This window comes from Chitinophaga caseinilytica, assembly GCF_038396765.1.
In the GTDB taxonomy this organism is placed as follows: domain Bacteria; phylum Bacteroidota; class Bacteroidia; order Chitinophagales; family Chitinophagaceae; genus Chitinophaga; species Chitinophaga caseinilytica.
Window position 1 is genome coordinate 4148880 of the sequence record NZ_CP150096.1, and the last position, 16355, is coordinate 4165234.

At 54.7% G+C, this 16355-nt stretch carries 16 protein-coding genes; 10 read left to right on the plus strand and 6 right to left on the minus strand.

The window, feature by feature from the left end:
- The first annotated feature begins 95 nt into the window (after positions 1-95).
- Genes WJU22_RS17065 through WJU22_RS17075 form a run of 3 tightly spaced genes read left to right on the plus strand, consistent with a single transcriptional unit; the run spans position 96 to position 1335 of the window.
- The gene (locus tag WJU22_RS17065; RefSeq protein WP_341839387.1) at positions 96-500 is read left to right on the plus strand and encodes a VOC family protein; all 405 of its coding nucleotides are present in this window, start codon (positions 96-98) and stop codon (positions 498-500) included.
- Positions 500-907: a hypothetical protein gene (locus tag WJU22_RS17070; RefSeq protein WP_341839388.1), complete on the plus strand. Its 408-nt coding sequence runs from the start codon at positions 500-502 to the stop codon at positions 905-907. Before WJU22_RS17065 ends, WJU22_RS17070 begins: the two co-directional genes overlap by 1 nt.
- Before the next feature lie 11 nt (positions 908-918).
- The gene (locus tag WJU22_RS17075) at positions 919-1335 is read left to right on the plus strand and encodes a DoxX family protein (protein WP_341839389.1); all 417 of its coding nucleotides are present in this window, start codon (positions 919-921) and stop codon (positions 1333-1335) included.
- 60 nt (positions 1336-1395) lie between these two features.
- Here the strand turns inward: WJU22_RS17075 and WJU22_RS17080 are convergent, their stop codons facing one another.
- Genes WJU22_RS17080 through WJU22_RS17100 form a run of 5 tightly spaced genes read right to left on the minus strand, consistent with a single transcriptional unit; the run spans position 1396 to position 7177 of the window.
- Positions 1396-2562, minus strand: a complete 1167-nt coding sequence (locus WJU22_RS17080) for an ABC transporter permease (protein ID WP_341839390.1) — start codon at positions 2560-2562, stop codon at positions 1396-1398.
- A gap of 9 nt (positions 2563-2571) precedes the next feature.
- Positions 2572-3810, minus strand: coding sequence for an ABC transporter permease (locus tag WJU22_RS17085; RefSeq protein ID WP_341839391.1), 1239 nt, complete (start codon positions 3808-3810; stop codon positions 2572-2574).
- Between the two features lie 19 nt (positions 3811-3829).
- Positions 3830-4495, minus strand: coding sequence for an ABC transporter ATP-binding protein (locus WJU22_RS17090; RefSeq protein WP_341839392.1), 666 nt, complete (start codon positions 4493-4495; stop codon positions 3830-3832).
- Complete coding sequence (locus WJU22_RS17095) at positions 4473-5936, minus strand: TolC family protein (protein WP_341839393.1); 1464 nt, start codon at positions 5934-5936, stop codon at positions 4473-4475. The genes WJU22_RS17090 and WJU22_RS17095 overlap by 23 nt, the downstream gene beginning before the upstream one ends.
- Positions 5933-7177: an efflux RND transporter periplasmic adaptor subunit gene (locus WJU22_RS17100; RefSeq protein WP_341839394.1), complete on the minus strand. Its 1245-nt coding sequence runs from the start codon at positions 7175-7177 to the stop codon at positions 5933-5935. Before WJU22_RS17100 ends, WJU22_RS17095 begins: the two co-directional genes overlap by 4 nt.
- A gap of 237 nt (positions 7178-7414) precedes the next feature.
- On the opposite strand from WJU22_RS17100, the gene WJU22_RS17105 reads away from it, so the two are divergent.
- The 5 genes from WJU22_RS17105 to WJU22_RS17125 all read left to right on the plus strand — a co-directional run bounded on the left by WJU22_RS17105 (position 7415) and on the right by WJU22_RS17125 (position 11357).
- The gene (locus WJU22_RS17105) at positions 7415-9154 is read left to right on the plus strand and encodes a cellulase family glycosylhydrolase (protein ID WP_341839395.1); all 1740 of its coding nucleotides are present in this window, start codon (positions 7415-7417) and stop codon (positions 9152-9154) included.
- Between the two features lie 58 nt (positions 9155-9212).
- Positions 9213-9842: a hypothetical protein gene (locus WJU22_RS17110; RefSeq protein WP_341839396.1), complete on the plus strand. Its 630-nt coding sequence runs from the start codon at positions 9213-9215 to the stop codon at positions 9840-9842.
- A gap of 21 nt (positions 9843-9863) precedes the next feature.
- The gene (locus tag WJU22_RS17115; RefSeq protein WP_341839397.1) at positions 9864-10331 is read left to right on the plus strand and encodes a DUF5362 family protein; all 468 of its coding nucleotides are present in this window, start codon (positions 9864-9866) and stop codon (positions 10329-10331) included.
- A gap of 75 nt (positions 10332-10406) precedes the next feature.
- Entirely contained in the window at positions 10407-10883 is a 477-nt protein-coding gene (locus WJU22_RS17120) for a hypothetical protein (RefSeq protein ID WP_341839398.1), read from the plus strand.
- 12 nt (positions 10884-10895) lie between these two features.
- Positions 10896-11357, plus strand: coding sequence for a hypothetical protein (locus WJU22_RS17125; protein WP_341839399.1), 462 nt, complete (start codon positions 10896-10898; stop codon positions 11355-11357).
- An 82-nt stretch (positions 11358-11439) separates the two neighbouring features.
- On the opposite strand, the gene ggpS is transcribed toward WJU22_RS17125, so the two are convergent.
- The gene (gene ggpS / locus WJU22_RS17130; RefSeq protein WP_341839400.1) at positions 11440-13698 is read right to left on the minus strand and encodes a glucosylglycerol-phosphate synthase; all 2259 of its coding nucleotides are present in this window, start codon (positions 13696-13698) and stop codon (positions 11440-11442) included.
- A gap of 261 nt (positions 13699-13959) precedes the next feature.
- Between ggpS and WJU22_RS17135 the strand changes: the two genes are divergently transcribed.
- The gene (locus WJU22_RS17135) at positions 13960-15687 is read left to right on the plus strand and encodes a long-chain fatty acid--CoA ligase (RefSeq protein WP_341839401.1); all 1728 of its coding nucleotides are present in this window, start codon (positions 13960-13962) and stop codon (positions 15685-15687) included.
- Between the two features lie 81 nt (positions 15688-15768).
- Entirely contained in the window at positions 15769-16332 is a 564-nt protein-coding gene (locus WJU22_RS17140; RefSeq protein ID WP_341839402.1) for an N-acetyltransferase, read from the plus strand.
- Positions 16333-16355: the final 23 nt, after the last annotated feature.

Genomic DNA, 16355 nt, shown 5'->3' on the forward strand with positions numbered 1-16355 from the left:
TTCACCCCCTTAATTTGACGCATTCATGCAGTATCGGTTTCGGGGATTTGGGCCACCTTTGTTTCAACGAACGAAAAACTAAAAACACACACAACATGGCAAAGAAAATCTTTATCAATTTACCCGTAGCCGATCTTGGAAAGTCGATGGACTTCTATACGAAAACCGGCTTTACCAATAACCCGGTGTTTACGGACGAAACGGCGGCCTGCATGGTGCTGAGCGACGAAATATATGTAATGCTGCTGACCCACGACAAGTTTACCCAGTTTACGGACAAAAAGATCATCGATGCCAAAACGGGCATTGGCGTGATCAACTCCGTATCGCTGGACAGCCGCGCAGAAATGGACATCATGGCGGATGCCGCGCTGAATGCCGGCGGTACCGAGCCCAGCACGCCGAAAGATTACGGGTTTATGCAACAACGTAGCTTCAGTGATCCGGATGGCAACCATTGGGAAGTATGTTACATGGATATGAGCCAGTTCCCCGGCTAATGATGAAGCATGCAGGATCTCCTTTCGCCGTGCACCTTTCCTTCAACGGCAATTGCAGCCAGGCTTTCCATTATTACAGGACATGCTTCGGCGGAGAATTGACGGTGCAAACCCTGGCAGACACGCCGATCGGCAAGGGGCTGGACAGTGACATGCAGAACGCCGTGGTCTGGGCCACCCTGGAAAACAAGTATTTCAAGCTGGTGGGGACAGACCTCACGGATGAAAACCGCATCGTTTCCGGCAATAACGTCAGCATCCTCATCGAATGCCCGTCTTTTACCGAGCGGACCCGGCTGATCAACAAGCTCATTAACCGGAATTTCTGCTCGATCGAAAACACCAATCCCCTGGTCAATATCATCGACATATACCGCATCTGTTGGATATTAAGTGTTCATTCATAAACTTTACTACAATGAAAACGACTAAAATTATTTTCTGGATAACCACCATCGCTATTTTCCTTTTCGAAGGTGTTATGCCCATCAGCTCCCTGATTTTCACGCCGGAGTATACTTACATCGGCACGCGGCCCCTCGGGTATCCCGACTACTTCGCCGTTGCGTTGATTTTCTTCAAGCTTGCAGGCGTGCTGGCTATATTGCTGCCCCAGGTACCGGCCAGGCTGAAGGAATGGGCTTATGCCGGGCTCACGTTCAACCTGGTGTTTGCCGTGATCAGCCACGTGGTGGTAGATGGCAACATCGCTTACATCCTGATGCCCATCGTCGTAATGGCGGTACTGGCGGGCTCGTATTTCAGCTGGCATAAGATCCATGCCGCCAGGAACCGGCAAAAGGAAGACGGGCTTTACGTACGGAGCATGGCCTGAAGTGCCCGTTGATCCATATTCAAACGTGTTGCGCCTTTGCAGGCACAACACGTTTTTTTATTAATCTTCATGCAAGGCCACCGCCGGGTAGATTTTCGCGGCCTGTCTGCCGGGGTACAGCGCACAGAGGGTGACGAGCGCGTACAGGAACAGGGTCGCCAGGAGGATGGCGGCGATGTAGGTAGCCGCGGGAAGGTCGAACAGGTGGAGCAGTGGGAACTGCACCGCGAGTATAATCCCCAGCAGGAGCGGGAGGCTCGTCAGCACAAGGGCTTCGCCCACGATCTGCCGGGTGATGCCGCCAGAGGTGGCGCCCACGGCCATGCGCAGGCCGATCTCACCCCGGCGTTTGTTCACGCTGTACCATACAACCCCGTAGATACCCAGGGCTACGTTCAATACCAGGAAACCGCTGATCACCAGCATAAGGATGACGGGAATGAGCGACATCCGGTTTTTTACCACGCGCTTGTCTTCCAGTTTTTCGATCTCTGTACTGGAAGCGGGGAACTGGTGCATGATGGTTTTGTAGATCCGGCTTTCGGTAGACAGGGCCGCGCTGTTGGTCAGTTTGATAAGGAATTTATCCTGGAAGCCGCTGTCGATCCGCTGATAGATGGCCGATCTGACTTCGGCGTAATCACCCCCGATCTTCATGTTCCGTACCACGCCCACGATGCGCCGCTCGCCGTCGTCGTTGATGATCTTGCCCACAGGGTCTTCCTTCCCGAAGAACCTTTCCGCCAGCGTTTCATTGATGACTACCGGGCGGCGGGTGCCGGTAACGTCTGCCCTGGAGAACCATTTCCCCCGTACCATATGCACCTGCAGGAGCCTGGCGTAATCATCGTCTGCCCAGTATTGGTCGGCTTGTTCATGAATATTGTTATAAGAGATATTGTTGCTGGAGGTGCTCATCGTGTAGGGACTATTGCTGCTCACAAATGATACGGCCGATATACCGGGTATCGCCTGCAGGGAGCGTTTCAGCTGCTCGGAAAGCTGGGTGAGCGAATCGCGGGGAGGCTCGTTGGGAAACCGTGTAAACGAGGCAACGGTGAGCACGCGCTCGTATTCGAAGCCGCGCGGCTGGCGGTAATTGCCGTAGTTGTAGACCAGCATGGTAAATACGGCGAACAGAACAAGGAAAGAGATGAACAGCTCAAGGAACAGCAGGAAATGCTGTCGTTTTTTATTCCAGATGAGGGTAAGCAGATGTTGTAGCATACTAATGATTTAAACGGTTTTCAATGCTTTGGCGATCTGCATACGGCTCATCCGCCAGGCAGGGTACGCTCCGGAAAGACAGCCGAAAAACACGCAGATGACGAGGCTCACGGCCAGTACGGTCAGGTTCAGGCTCAGGCGTACATGTGCGAAGAGTTCGGCCTGGTTGAGCAGGGCGATCACGATCAGCGACAATGCGATCCCGATCACACCGCCGATCAGCGTGAGAATAATGTTTTCCACGATGAACTGCACCACCAGCGTGCCGGAAGATGCTCCGAACGCCTTGCGCACGCCGATCTCGGACGCTCTTTCCAGGATCCGGCTGAGGTTGAGGTTCACCAGGTTCAGCGTGGGCAGCAGCAGGAAGAAAAGCAGGAAAATCCCCAGATAGGTAAAGAGTTTGGCGCTGCCATCCGTTCCATCCCGGCCGAGCAGCAGCCTTGTAAATGTGGTGAGATAGGGTTGCGCATATACTTTCAGTTCCGTGAAATCGCGGTAAGGCATCGGCACACGCTTCATAACGTTGTCGAATTCCGCTTTTACCGCAGGTATTTCGGCCTTGCTTTTGGCCATCATGATAGCCAGGTAGGTACCGTTATAGTTTTTGTTGGCCAGCTCCTGCTGGGAAAGCGTCCACGGCAGGTACATATTTCCATATGCGAAGAGCTGTGTGATGGGGACGCTTTTTACGACGCCGATCACCTTATATTGCTGGTTGTCGGTTTCCAGCATTTTTCCTACAGCGGAAACGCCTTCGCCGAAATACTTATCGCGCGTGCCTTCCGTGATCACGGCCACGCGCTCGCCGGCGTCGATCTGGGCTTGGTTGTAGGCTTTCCCTTCGAGGAAATTGAATTGCATCACCTGCCAGAACCCTGCGTTGGTATACTTGATGTCGATCACCAGTTTCCGGTTGTTGACGTAGGTATTAGTGGGGTTGAAGAAGGACGAGATGGCTACGGCTTCGGGCGTTTTCATGGGCGCCACGTAAGTCTGGAGAAAGTGATAGCTAAAGGGGCTCGTATTCATACCCTGTTTTTCGGGATTGCTCATTGCCATCTGCAGGGAATACAGGTTCCTGTCGCGGTGCACGTCGGGGTAGGAGCTGCTCACCAGGTGGTCAGACACGGCCGTGAGCACCATCAGGATGGTAAGGGAAAAGCTGATGCCGAAAAGCGAGATGAACGTGAAGAACTTCCTGCGCTTCAGTACGGCTATGGCGATTTTGAAATAGTTTATAAGCATGGGTAGCGGATTAAGGGATTTACTGTACCTGGGCGCCGTCGAACAGGCGAACGAGCCGGTGGGTTTTACGGGCCATTTGTTCGTCGTGCGTCACCATCACGATGGTGGTGCCGTCTTCCTTGTTGAGGCGCAGGAGGATGTCCATCACTTCGTTGCCCATGGCGCTGTCGAGGTTGCCGGTGGGCTCATCGGCCAGGATGATCGATGGACGGCCTACGATGGCCCGGGCGATGGCCACGCGTTGTTTTTGCCCGCCGGAAAGCTGTGTGGGGAAGTGTTTCATGCGGTTGCCGAGGCCCACTTTGCCGAGGGCTTCCGCCGCCAGCTCCCGCCTTTCTTTGGCCGTGGATTTGCGGTACAGCAACGGCAGCTCCACGTTATCGAGCACGCGCAGGTCGTTGATGAGATGGTAGCTCTGGAAAATGAACCCGATGCTCTGGTTCCGGAAATGCGCCAGCTGCTTGTCGCGCAGGTGAACGGTATCCGACCCGGCGATGGTGACCTGTCCGCCGCTCGGCGCGTCCAGCAGGCCCATGATATTGAGCAGGGTGCTTTTGCCGCAGCCGGAAGGGCCCATGATGCTGAGGAATTCCCCTTTGGCTATGTTGAGGTCGATGCCGTTGAGGGCTTGTGTTTCCACCGTATCGGTGCGGTACACTTTTTCAATCTTTTTCAATTGTATCATAACTGATCTTTTTATTTTTTTCGAAATCGTATAGGGATAAATAACGTAATTCATAATAGGCGCCCCAGAAATCCCGCAGCGCCAGGATGTAATCGCGCTTGGCCTGGTCTTTCTCCGAAAAGGCGATGCTCAGGTCGGTGATGCTCAGGTTGCCCAGCACGTACCGCTGCCGCGCGATCTCGTATTTCTCTGACGCGATGCTGTCTGCCGACGCGCTCAGTTGCACCTGTTCCTGCATCATGGTGTAGAGCGTAACCTGGGTGGTGACCGACTGCGCGAAATTCTGTTTGTCCTGTTCCACTGCGTATTGCGTAAATTCCAGGTTGGCTTCCGCCGTTTTGGTGCGGGAGCGCTGGCGACCCCAGTCCAGCACCGGGATGGTGAATTTCAGTTCCACCAGCTGCTGGTTGCGCGGGTCGCGGTACACTTTTCCCAGATCGGCCGCGCTGTTGGAATAGCCGAGGTTCGCGTTCAGGGCGGCGTTCAATCCGTTTTCACCTTTCGCTTTCGCCACGTCCCTTTTCGCTTCGCGGATGCGGCGCTCGTATGCGATGGATTGGGCGTTGTTGGCATACGCTTCTTCGAGCACGCGCTCCGCGTTCACCTGCATGGCTATTATGGCCGGCGGCAGCGTGAGCCTGATTTTCCCGGCGTGCTGCATGCCAGCGTAGGCGCGGAGGTTCATGGCTGCGATCTCCATGTCGCGGCGCGCCCTGCCGGCCGATTTCTCGGCTTTCAGGTATTCCAGCTGCAATTGTAAGATTTCGTTGCGGGAAATTTTGCCCAGCGCGAATTTTTCGTCGGCGATGCGCTGGATCTGGCGGGTATTTTCGAGGTTGGTAACGGCGATTTGGAAATTGACCTGCGCCAGCAGCAGGTCGAAAAAGTAATCGGTCGCCTGCACGCCGATGAATTCCATGTCGGCGATGAACTGCTGTTTGCTTTCGGCGAATTTAATGGGCGCGATACGGGTGTCCCACTTCATCTGGTTGAACTGGAACAGCGGCTGCGTATACCCGATGGTGTAAGGGATAGCGTTGTACAGCTTGGTGCCGGCATTGAAATCATCGAACCGTTGCAGTTGCGTGGCGCCGTAGATACGGCCGCCCGTTGCGGTAATCCCTTGGCTGAAGGAGAGGTTGAGCGCGGAGTTGTTATAATGCACCGGTTCGAATTTTATGGTGCCATTCGGCTGCGTAACGGGGTTGAACGTTTTCTGGAACCCTGGCAAATTGCCTTCCAGCGCCAGCTGTGGCTGATAATTGGAGCGATGGGTGCGCCATTCCCAATATTTCGTTTTGCGGACGGTGATGGCCTGCTTTGCGGCGATGGAGCCCTTGCGCGCCATGTCCACCACCTCGTCCAGCGAAAGCTGCAGGGTGTCCTGGGCGGGGAGGAGCCCCGGCAAACAGCATAATATGAGAATCGGGATCAATTTCATTGGATGTCGATTTCTTTGGCGTTCTTAAACCCGCTCATGTCGGAAATAATAATAGTTTCGCCGGCTTTCAGCCCGGATTTGATTTCCACGAAATCGAAATTCGCCATGCCCGTCTGCACCATTCTTCTTACCGCCTTATTCCCTTCCACCACGTACACCGCCATGGGCGATACGCCGTTGAAAGCCGCGCCGTTAGGCGCCCGCAGTACGCCGCGCCCCGAAGCGGTCACGGGGTACACGTCTACTTTCAGGTTCGGGCGGAGGGAAGGATGATGGCCCTGGTCCAGCCGGATGTCGAATGTGACCGTACTGTTCTGCACCGCAGGGTGAACGGTTTGTACCCGGCCACGGATGCTCTGGTCCTGGATGCGGATGATGACGGGCATTCCGGCCGAGAGCTTATCGGAATAGTTATCGGCGATCGTGCCCGTCACCTTGAAGCTTTGAAGGTCCGCGATGCGCACCAAAGGCTCTCCCTCTCGCACGGTAGTGCCGATGTTGCGGTTCACCCAGGTAACCACCCCGTTGCGGTGTGCCACGATGCCGGCGCCGTCGAGTTTACGTTTGAGTTCGGCGAGCGCCTGCGCCTGGATGGCGGATTCGATCTCGGATTCCCGCATTTCTACCTGCATGGCTTCCTGTTTGTTTTTTATCTCGTATTCCAGTTGTGCTTTTTCGTGCTGCGCCACGCGGAGATTGGTTTCTGCCTGCTCCACGCTTTCCCGGGTACCGCCACCGGCCTTGAAGAGCCTTTTGGCATTCTCCACGTCGGCCTGCAACGCCTGGATGCGCAGTTGCTTGATGTTGTTGCCGGTCTGGAGGTCGAAGTAACTTTTATCGAGCTGGAGGCGCAGTTTTTTGATATTGTTGCGGCTGGATTCGAGCTGGAATTTGCCTTTCTCATATTCCGTTTCCGCCGTGGCCTTGTCGAGTTTCAGCAACGGTTGGCCGGCTTTCACGGTGGCCCCCGCGGCGATGTTTACTTCCAGCAGAGCGGCGTTTACCGGGCTGGTGATCACTTCTTCGAATTCCGGCAATACTTCGCCAGATGCTGTCAGCGTATTCTCGATATCGCCGGTGCCTACCTGCGCGGTTTGGATGGATGCGCGCGGCACGGTGGCGTTGAAGAAAAACCGGATGCACAATACGGCCACCGCCACGATGACGATAATGCCGGCGGCTACTGCCCAGCGTTTGCGCCGGCGGTTTTGTGTGAATGTGGGTGGAAGCGATCTGTCCATAGGTGAATCTGAAAAATTTGTCTTTCCCTTTCCAATCCAAATGCCAAACGTAATTATCAGGCGTTCAATGAGATGCGAAATTTCGATTTCGAAAAAGCGTTCGATATCGGACAGAATTTCCGGAATCGGAACAAACGGACGGCGGCGTAAAAAAGGGAATGGAGGAAGGGGTGGACTGTTGCATCCCAGAAAACGTTTGCCTAATTTGACGGGATCAAACATTCCATGTTATTACTTATGAAAACGTTTGTCTTATCGTTAGGGCTATTGCTGGCGGGTATCTGCGCCCATGCACAAGGCTTCCTCAAAAGATCGGGAACGCAGATCGTGAACGGGAACGGCGAACCCATGGTCCTGCGGGGGATCGGCCTCGGCGGATGGATGCTCCAGGAAGGATACATGCTCAAAATCTACCGCGATGGCCAGCAATACCGCATCCGCGAGCGGATCGAAGCGCTGGTTGGGCCTGCCCGGGCTGCGGAGTTCTATGACCGCTGGCTGGCCAATCATACCACGGCGGAAGACATCATGGTGCTGAAGAAATGGGGCTTCAATTCCGTCCGCCTGCCCATGCATTTCAACCTCTATACCTTGCCGGCCGAAAAGGAGCCTGTGAAAGGACAGGACACCTGGCTCGACAAAGGCTTCGCGATGACCGACGCGCTCCTCGCCTGGTGTAAAGCCAACGAGATGTACCTTATCCTCGACCTGCACGCCGCGCCCGGCGGCCAGGGCAACGATCTCAACATTTCCGACCGCGATCCCGCCAAACCCTCGCTCTGGGAATCCCCCGAAAACCAGCGGAAAACCGTAGCACTGTGGCGCAAACTGGCCGAACGCTATAAAAACGAGCCCTGGATCGGCGCGTACGATATTATTAATGAGCCCAACTGGGGCTTTTCCGACCCGGCGGGCGACCGCAACGGCACAAAGGAAAAGGACAACGCCCCACTCCGCAAACTCATGATGGAGATCACAGCGGCCATCAGGGAAGTAGATAACAAACACATCGTCATCATCGAAGGGAACGGCTGGGGCAATAATTACAATGGCGTCTTTCCGCCGTGGGACAGCAACATGGTACTCAGCTACCACAAATACTGGAACTTCAACGACCCGTCCAGCATCAGACATATGCTCGAAGCGCGGGAGAAATACAACATCCCGGTGTGGGTGGGCGAAACGGGGGAGAACTCCAACGTTTGGTTCACGGAAGCGGTCCGATTGCTGGAAAATCACGGGATCGGGTGGGCCTGGTGGCCGCTGAAAAAAATCGGGATCAATAATCCGCTGGAGATCGTGGCGCCGGAGGGCTACGCGAAAATCCTGCAATACTGGGCAGACAGTTCCGCGCCGCGCCCTGATGCTGAACAGGCCTGGGCGGCGCTGAAAAACCTCGCCGAAGCCACGAACATCCGCCGGAACATTCCGCATCGGGATGTGGTGGACGCCTTGCTGCGACAGCCCGCTGATCCCTCGGCGAAACCGCTGAAAGCCATCAGACTGTTGCCGTCCATGGAGATCGCTGCTGATTTATACGACCTGGGCGCAAACGGATTTGCCTATTATGATACCGATACCGCCAATTACCGGGTTTCCGATCCGAAGCGTACCGGGGGAAACCGGGGCGGGGCGTCGAGGAATGACGGGGTAGACATTGCCCGGGATTCGGCCGGGGCCTACATCACCCAGGTGGAATCCGGGGAGTGGACGCAGTACACGATGGTTTTCCCGCAGAACAAGCCGGTACGCCTCTGGCTGACGGTCCGCAGTGGCACAAAGGGCGGGAAAGTGTCGCTGTGGGTGGATGGGAAGCCTTTGCTGGCAAGCGTTTCCGTTCCTGCAGGGCCTGGCTGGACGGACGTGCCACTGGGTACCGTCAAGCTGCCCGGAGGCCCGCATTCCCTCCGGGTACACGCAGACGAAGGCGGATTCGAATGGCGTTGGCTGAAAATGAAACAGCAGGGAGTAAAATAATAATTATCTTTCCGTTACGAAATAACAAAAATAATATATATATTCGGCCCGGAATCATATGCCTCAACAGTCCACCAAGAAGCGGTTCGAATCGTGCTGTGTAGCCTGCGACACCTGGATCGTTAGCTATCAGTCGGCTACGCTCCCTCATCCGGTATACCTCGTATGGTATACGGACAGGGCGAGTGGCGACCGGTTGCTCATGCACCGGAATGGCCCGGTTTTCACGGCGGGAACGCCGGAAAGCGTGGCGCCTGCTGCGGATGCGCAGTTGCCCGGGCTGGTGTACCACCCGCGGTTCCCGCAGTGGCTGGAAAGGGTAGTGGAGCTGACCCCGACGGTCTGTAATGCATATGATGCCGATTATATCGAACAGGCGCTTTGCAGCAAGCGGAAGCTCAGCCTCAAGGCGATGGACGCCCTGTCTAACTTCATCGATCTTTTCGGCGATTATGCCAATAGCCTGGAGAACGTTTCGCACCTGCAGGCGTTCCGTGAAAACCCCGTGATCGAATCGTACATATCCCATTATTACCGCTTCATTTTCTGGCCGCGCCTGCAGCATGGCGCGCAGTTCAGGGATGCGCAAAGGCCCGCGCTGGAAACCGACCACAGCGCATTGTTAACCGTGTTCAGGGAAATGAGGGCGCAATTCGAAGCCGGTCTCAAAAGCTTATCCGGAAACTGATCTATCTAAAACCTACAAAAAATGGAAAATCAAAACCTGTTCGACCTCCACATCGACGAAACAAGCGCCCGCTTTCTGAAAGAAACCGCCAAATGGGGCCGGTTCCTGTCCATCCTCGCTTTTATCGTGCTCGGCTTTTACGCGCTGTGCGTCCTGATCATGATACTGGTGGGCCAAAGGGCCAGCGGTCCGGTGATGGAAAGCGCATACGGCGCCAACCCCATGAGTATGATGATGGCTACCGGCACGGGCCTGTTCTTTATCCTGCTCGTCGTAGCACTGATGGTGATCCCTGTGATTTATATGTACCGCTTTTCCACCCGGCTGAAAGTGGCGCTGGAGAATAACGACCAGCACACGTTGACCGAATCTTTCAGCAACCTGAAATCGCTGTTCAAATTCTACGGTATTTATACGATCGTAGTCCTGGCGATCATGGTGCTCGCGTTCATCGGCGGAATTATCGCCGGTGCTTCCATGATGGGTTAAAAATTATACAGATGAATTTGAAAAGGAGCCCCCGCCCGGGGGCTCTTTCCTATTTAATAAAATCTTCCCGTACTTATGTTCATTTCCGTTCAATCCAGATTCAAATGGGGCGCTTACACGCCGCTTCTGGCCGGCGTTTTGCTTCCGGCGATCATTTCGGTTGTGATATGGTCCCAGTTTATTGCCAAGGGGCTTATGACGAACAATGGTAAAGTATCCTGGCCGCTGGTGCTGTTTGTTGTGGCGATGTCGTCCCAGGTAGGTATGACAGTTTTTCTGCTGCTGACGCGTTTGGTGCGCATGGAGATTTCCGACTATAGCATCAAGACGAAAAATTTTTATGGCTATGGACAGGAAAAGGAATGGTTGTTCGCCGATCTTGAGGGGTATTCGATTAAAGTGCGTGACCTGAAAAACAAGGGTGTCGTGGAATTTTTGATACTTTGGAAAGATGGGAAAAAAGTGTTGCGGATCAATGATTCCTATTTCGATAATTACTTCGAGATCAAGGAGGCGGTGACCGGTAAACTGAAAAATTTAGGTGAACGATAACGCAAAGGAGGCATGAGGACCATAACATCGAAAATCCGCCCGACTGTTTATATATCGGCGGTACTGGGATTGTTGATCCCTTTTATTTTCCTCTTATTTGGAGCTGCGTTGCTGTCGGATACCGGTGCATTCGACGGTATTTCGCTGTTGCTCTGCATGGGAACATTAGCGGCAGGCGCCGGGGCGCTGGTTTTCTGGGGTACCGTCACTTACCGGCAGTTCGTTTGGCTGGAGATAGATGAAGACAGCATTAAGCAGAAAAGACTAGGTGGATATGGCGCCGAATCCACATGGCGGCTCGATGAACTGGATGGTTATACGATCGGAACACGATGGATAAGGAGTAGCGGAACGGTGGAGGAAATCGTGATCTGGAGGAATGGTCAGAAAGTAATCACAGTTTTGCAGCCGGCCTTTACCAACTACCTCTTGCTGAAAGACGCTATCGAGCGTGGTTTGAAACCAATTCGCTGAATCATAAATCCATTACGAAAAAAGGCCGCCCCTCACAACAGGACGGCCTTTTTCTATTTTTCATTTTTCAATCATGCGGATGTTACGAAGATTGCGCCAGGCTCAGGTTGTAGGCGTGAATGCCGCTGAGCTCCTGCATGAATTCATCTGCCCAGAATTCGATATTGTAATGATTCACGTTCTCGAACAGGCGCTGCATGCGGATCTGGCGCTCCTGCCTGTTCATGGCGATGGCGCGGAGCAGGGAATCGGTCATGGATACATTGTCGTACGGGTTGGTCATGATCGCATCCCCCAGTTCTACCGATGCGCCGGCGAATTCTGAAAGCACCAGCACGCCGTCCGAATTCGGGAGTTGCCCCTGTGCGGCCACGTACTCCTTGGCAACGAGGTTCAGTCCATCGCGCAGCGGTGTTATCCATGCGATGTCGGCGATAGCGTAATACGCCACCACTTCCTCGAACGAGAACGAGCGGAAGAAGAAATGGATTGGCACCCAGTCGATCGTGGAATATTTCCCGTTGATCATACCGATGAGCTGTTCCAGTTCCTGCTGCACCTGTTCGTAGATCTTCATTCCTTTCGCCGGCGGCGTACAGATATTGATCAGTTCCACTTTTCCGTGCAGGTTCGGATGTTCTTCGAGGAACTGCGCAAAGGCCTTGATCTTCTCCAGCGGCCCTTTCACATAATCCAGCCTTTCGATGCTGAGGATGGTTTTCTTGCCGACGGTGTTTTTCTTTAATTGCGCGATCATTTCCTTCGTGCTGTCTTGCTGCAGCAATTCGCCGATGTAGTCTACATGTACGCCTACGGGATTGGCGCCGAGCCGTACTTTGCGGCGGCCGGTGTCGATCTCACGGGTCATGGTGCCGGTGCCCATGGCGGAGCTGTAGGTGAGGAAGCGTGGGGCGCAGCTTTCGGTTTCGGTGATCTTCACGGGCATGAGGCTTTTCACGACGTCCACGAAATTCTCCACGTAGCGGGGAATGTGGAAGCTCACGTAATCGCACTGCAGCAGGCTGTGGATGATCTCCGAGCGCCAGGGAATGATGTTGAAGGTATTGGCCGCCGGGAAGGCGGTGTGATGGAAGAAACCGATTTTAAGGTCGGGCCGCAGTTGGCGCAGGAATCCGGGCACCATCCACAGGTTGTAGTCGTGGATCCAGATCATGGCGTTGGGCGCGGCTTCCTTCGCGGCTTTTTCGGCGAACACGCGATTCACTTTCAGGTAATGTTCCCAATGTTCGTGGTTGAACTGGGCTTTTTCCACGAAAGAGAAGATCGCGGGCCAGAAGGCTTCTTTCGAAAATACTTTATAGAAGATGTTGATGTCGTCTTTTTGCAGGATCACCGGGCTTGCTTCCAGGTTGGGATATTCTTCGCGGTCGATGAAGAAGTTTTCTTCCGGAGCTGGATTTTCTTCGTCCACTTCCTGCCACGCGATCCACAGTCCGGGCCTGCCGGATTTGAAGAAATTGGTGAGGGTAGGGAGGATGCCGTTGGGTGATTTGGGTTTGCGGCGCACGAGCTCACCGTCTTCCACTGCCGTTTCGAACGGGAAGCGATGGTAGAGCATGACGAGCTGGGTGGATTCCGCGGATTCGGCGGCTTTTTCCGCTTTGGTATAAAAGGGCCGGAAATCTTTCCAGTGCCGGATGGCTTCGATGATGCCGCCGGCGCCGGGCGCGTTTGCGATGAAAGTGTCTTCGCGGCCGGATACGGCGCGCACGAGCGCGGGCTCTGCCGCGCCAACCACTACGCCCCGGAACCCGCGGGCGTAGAGCGAAAGATCGTTGAGGGTGTCTCCGGCTACGAGGATCTCACTGTCGGGGACCTGCAGGAGGTCTGCCAGTTGCCGCAATGTGGCGCCCTTGTTGACGGACGGGGGCAGCACGTCGAGGAATTTATTGGCCGACAGGATGATGTCGCAACCGAGGGATTCTTCCAGGCGGGAAATTTCCGACTGGATGGACGGGTCGTCAAAGAAGAAGGAACAACGACGTTGCTGTGGCACGGGCTGGAGGCGCAGGCCTTTTACTTCGTTCATCTGTTCCATAACGGCCTGTTTACCGGGCCATTTCAGTTCGATGTTGTTCTGAATGGGTTGAACGGGCAACAACGTATGGCCGTCGAGAATGGTGGCGCCCACATCGCAGATGATGTAGTCGGGCGTGGGGATGACGGGGTCAGCAAGCAGCGGGAGAACCGTTTCTACGCCGCGGCCTGTTACGAAAATGAGTCGGAAGTCAGCGTTTTGCCGGATCAGGGCATACAGTTGTTCTTTGTGGGCCTGACTTCCTCCCAGGAATGTTCCATCTAAATCGGTGGCAAGGATCATTATCAGTGTTTTTGGTGATAGAATATGTGTCAAAAGCCATAGAGGGCTTGAATATCAGTGGGGTTAAGGGTTGGATAGCGTTCACAAAGGTACGGAAAATGCCGGGAGGGGCGGGGTGACAACTTGGCGAAACCGGTGACGATTAGTCACCCCGCTGACTTGTTTCATCCAGTGAAATTTATTATATTGGCCATGATGATACAGCCAAAACGATTATTTGACGCGGTAGCTTACCAGCAGGAAAAATTCCCTAAACCGGATATGGTCGCCTCCAAGGTGGATGGCAACTGGAAGCCGTATTCCACGGCGGCCGTCCAGGAAAATGCACAACGCCTTGCCGCGGGGCTCCTGGCGCTGGGCGTGGGCGGGAACGACTTTACGGCCGAAGGGGCAGACAAGATCGCCATCATTGCCAACAACCGTCCGGAATGGATTTTTACCGACCTGGCGGTGCAACAGGTAGGCGCCGTTCTGGTACCGCTTTATCCCACTACCAATCCGCTCGAAGTAAAATTCATTTTAAACGATTCCGCGGTGAAATACATTTTCGTGAGCAACCAGGAGATGTATGAGAAGATCAGGGACCTGATGCCCGAAGTGCCCTCGCTCAAAGGCATCTTTTCGTTCGACCAGCTGCCCGGTGTTCCGCACTGGTCGGAAGTGACGGCCAAAGCCACGCCCGAACTGGAAGTCAAAGTGAAAGAGATCGCCGCAGGCATTCCTGAAGAACATCTCGCCACCATTATTTATACCAGCGGTACCACGGGCACGCCCAAAGGCGTGATGCTTACGCATAAGAACATCGTTTCCAACGTCATGTTCTCCAAAGCGAGCTTCCCCTTCCCGGACGCGCCGGAAACCCGCGTCCTGAGCTTCCTCCCGCTCAATCACATCTTCGAGAAAACCGTTACCTACATCTATCTTTTCAGCGGCATCAGCATTTATTACGCGGAAAGTATGGACAAGATCGCCGATAACCTCCGCGAAGTGAAGCCCGATGGATTTACCACCGTGCCCCGCCTCCTGGAAAAGGTTTACGAGAAGATCATGAGCAAAGGCAACGAGCTCACCGGCATCAAGCGCGGGCTCTTTTTCTGGGCCGTGGGCCTTGGTAAAAAATACGACAACGTGGTCAGCAACGGCATGTGGTACAACATCCAGCTGGCGATCGCCAATAAACTCATCTTCAATAAATGGCGCGATGCCCTCGGTGGCAAGATCTCGTTCATCGTTACCGGTGGCGCCGCCGCTTCCGAAGGCCTGTTGCGCATTTTCAACGCCGCCGGGATCCCGGTGTACGAAGGGTATGGGCCAACTGAGAACAGTCCCGTTATCAGCGTGAACCGCCGTTTCCCGGCAGGGCTTACGCGATTTGGTACCACAGGCCCCGTGCTCGAAGGCGTTGAGCTGAAGTTCACGGAAGAAGGTGAAATCTGCGTACGCGGCGCATCCGTCATGAAAGGCTACTACAAGCGCCCCGATCTTACCGCAGAAACGGTGATCGACGGCTGGCTTCATACCGGCGATATCGGTACTTTGGTGGAAGGGAAATTCCTCAAGATCACCGACCGCAAGAAAGAATTGTTCAAGACCAGCGGCGGCAAATACGTGGCGCCACAGCCCATCGAGAACAAAATGAAGGAAAGCCCCTTCATCGAACAGATCATGGTGGTGGGCAACGAGCGCAAATTCGTGAGCGCGCTCATCGTTCCCTCGTTCTCCCTCCTCAAACAATGGATGAACCAGAACAATGTGCCCTTCACCACCAACGAAGAAGCCGTGAAAAATCCGCAGGTGCTGGAGATGTTCCAGAAAACGGTGGACCGATACAATGCCAATTTCAACCACGTGGAGCAGGTGAAGAAATTTGCCCTGATGTCTGCCGAATGGGGCGTGGATACCGGGGAAATGACGCCGAAGCTCAGTCTCCGCCGCAAAGTGATCCTCGATAAATACAAAGACATGATAGAGAATATCTACAACGTCTGACCAGTATATTCCGGGGCCGGCAGCCCATGCCGGCCCTTTTTCCTGTTGCTTCCCTGCCTGTAAACCCGTTAACTTTGTGACATGATACGTCCTGCAACCCCCAACGACGCGCCCGCGGCCATCCAGCTGCTCTTCCTCGCCATGGAAGACATTGCCCGCAAGATTTCCGGTACCAACGATATGCAGGTGGTGACCCACATCTTCGAGCACCTGTTCCGCGAGCCGGGCAACCAGTACAGTTTCGAGAATACATTGCTGTATGACGCCGGCAACGGTGTTGCCGGCATGATCGTGGGGTACGATGGCGGCAAGTTGCACCAGCTCCGCAAGCCCGTGCTCGACTACATCCGCTGGCAAACGGGCGCCGGCGTTTGTCCGGAAGATGAAACGCAGGCGGGTGAATTTTATCTCGACAGCATCGCCGTGGCGCCGGGGAACCAGGGCAAAGGGATCGGCGGCCAGCTCATCGACGCGGCGGTGGCGCGCGCGGCGGGTGAAGGCATGCGGAAGGCGGGGCTGCTCGTGAGCACAGATAACCCCGCCGCACAGCGGCTCTATGAAAGAATGGGGTTCAAGGTAGAATACACGATGCCCTTTGCCGGCGGCCGCTACCACCATCTCATAAAAAAGATCGACAACGCATAGTACCGAAGCGGCAGTAACGCGTC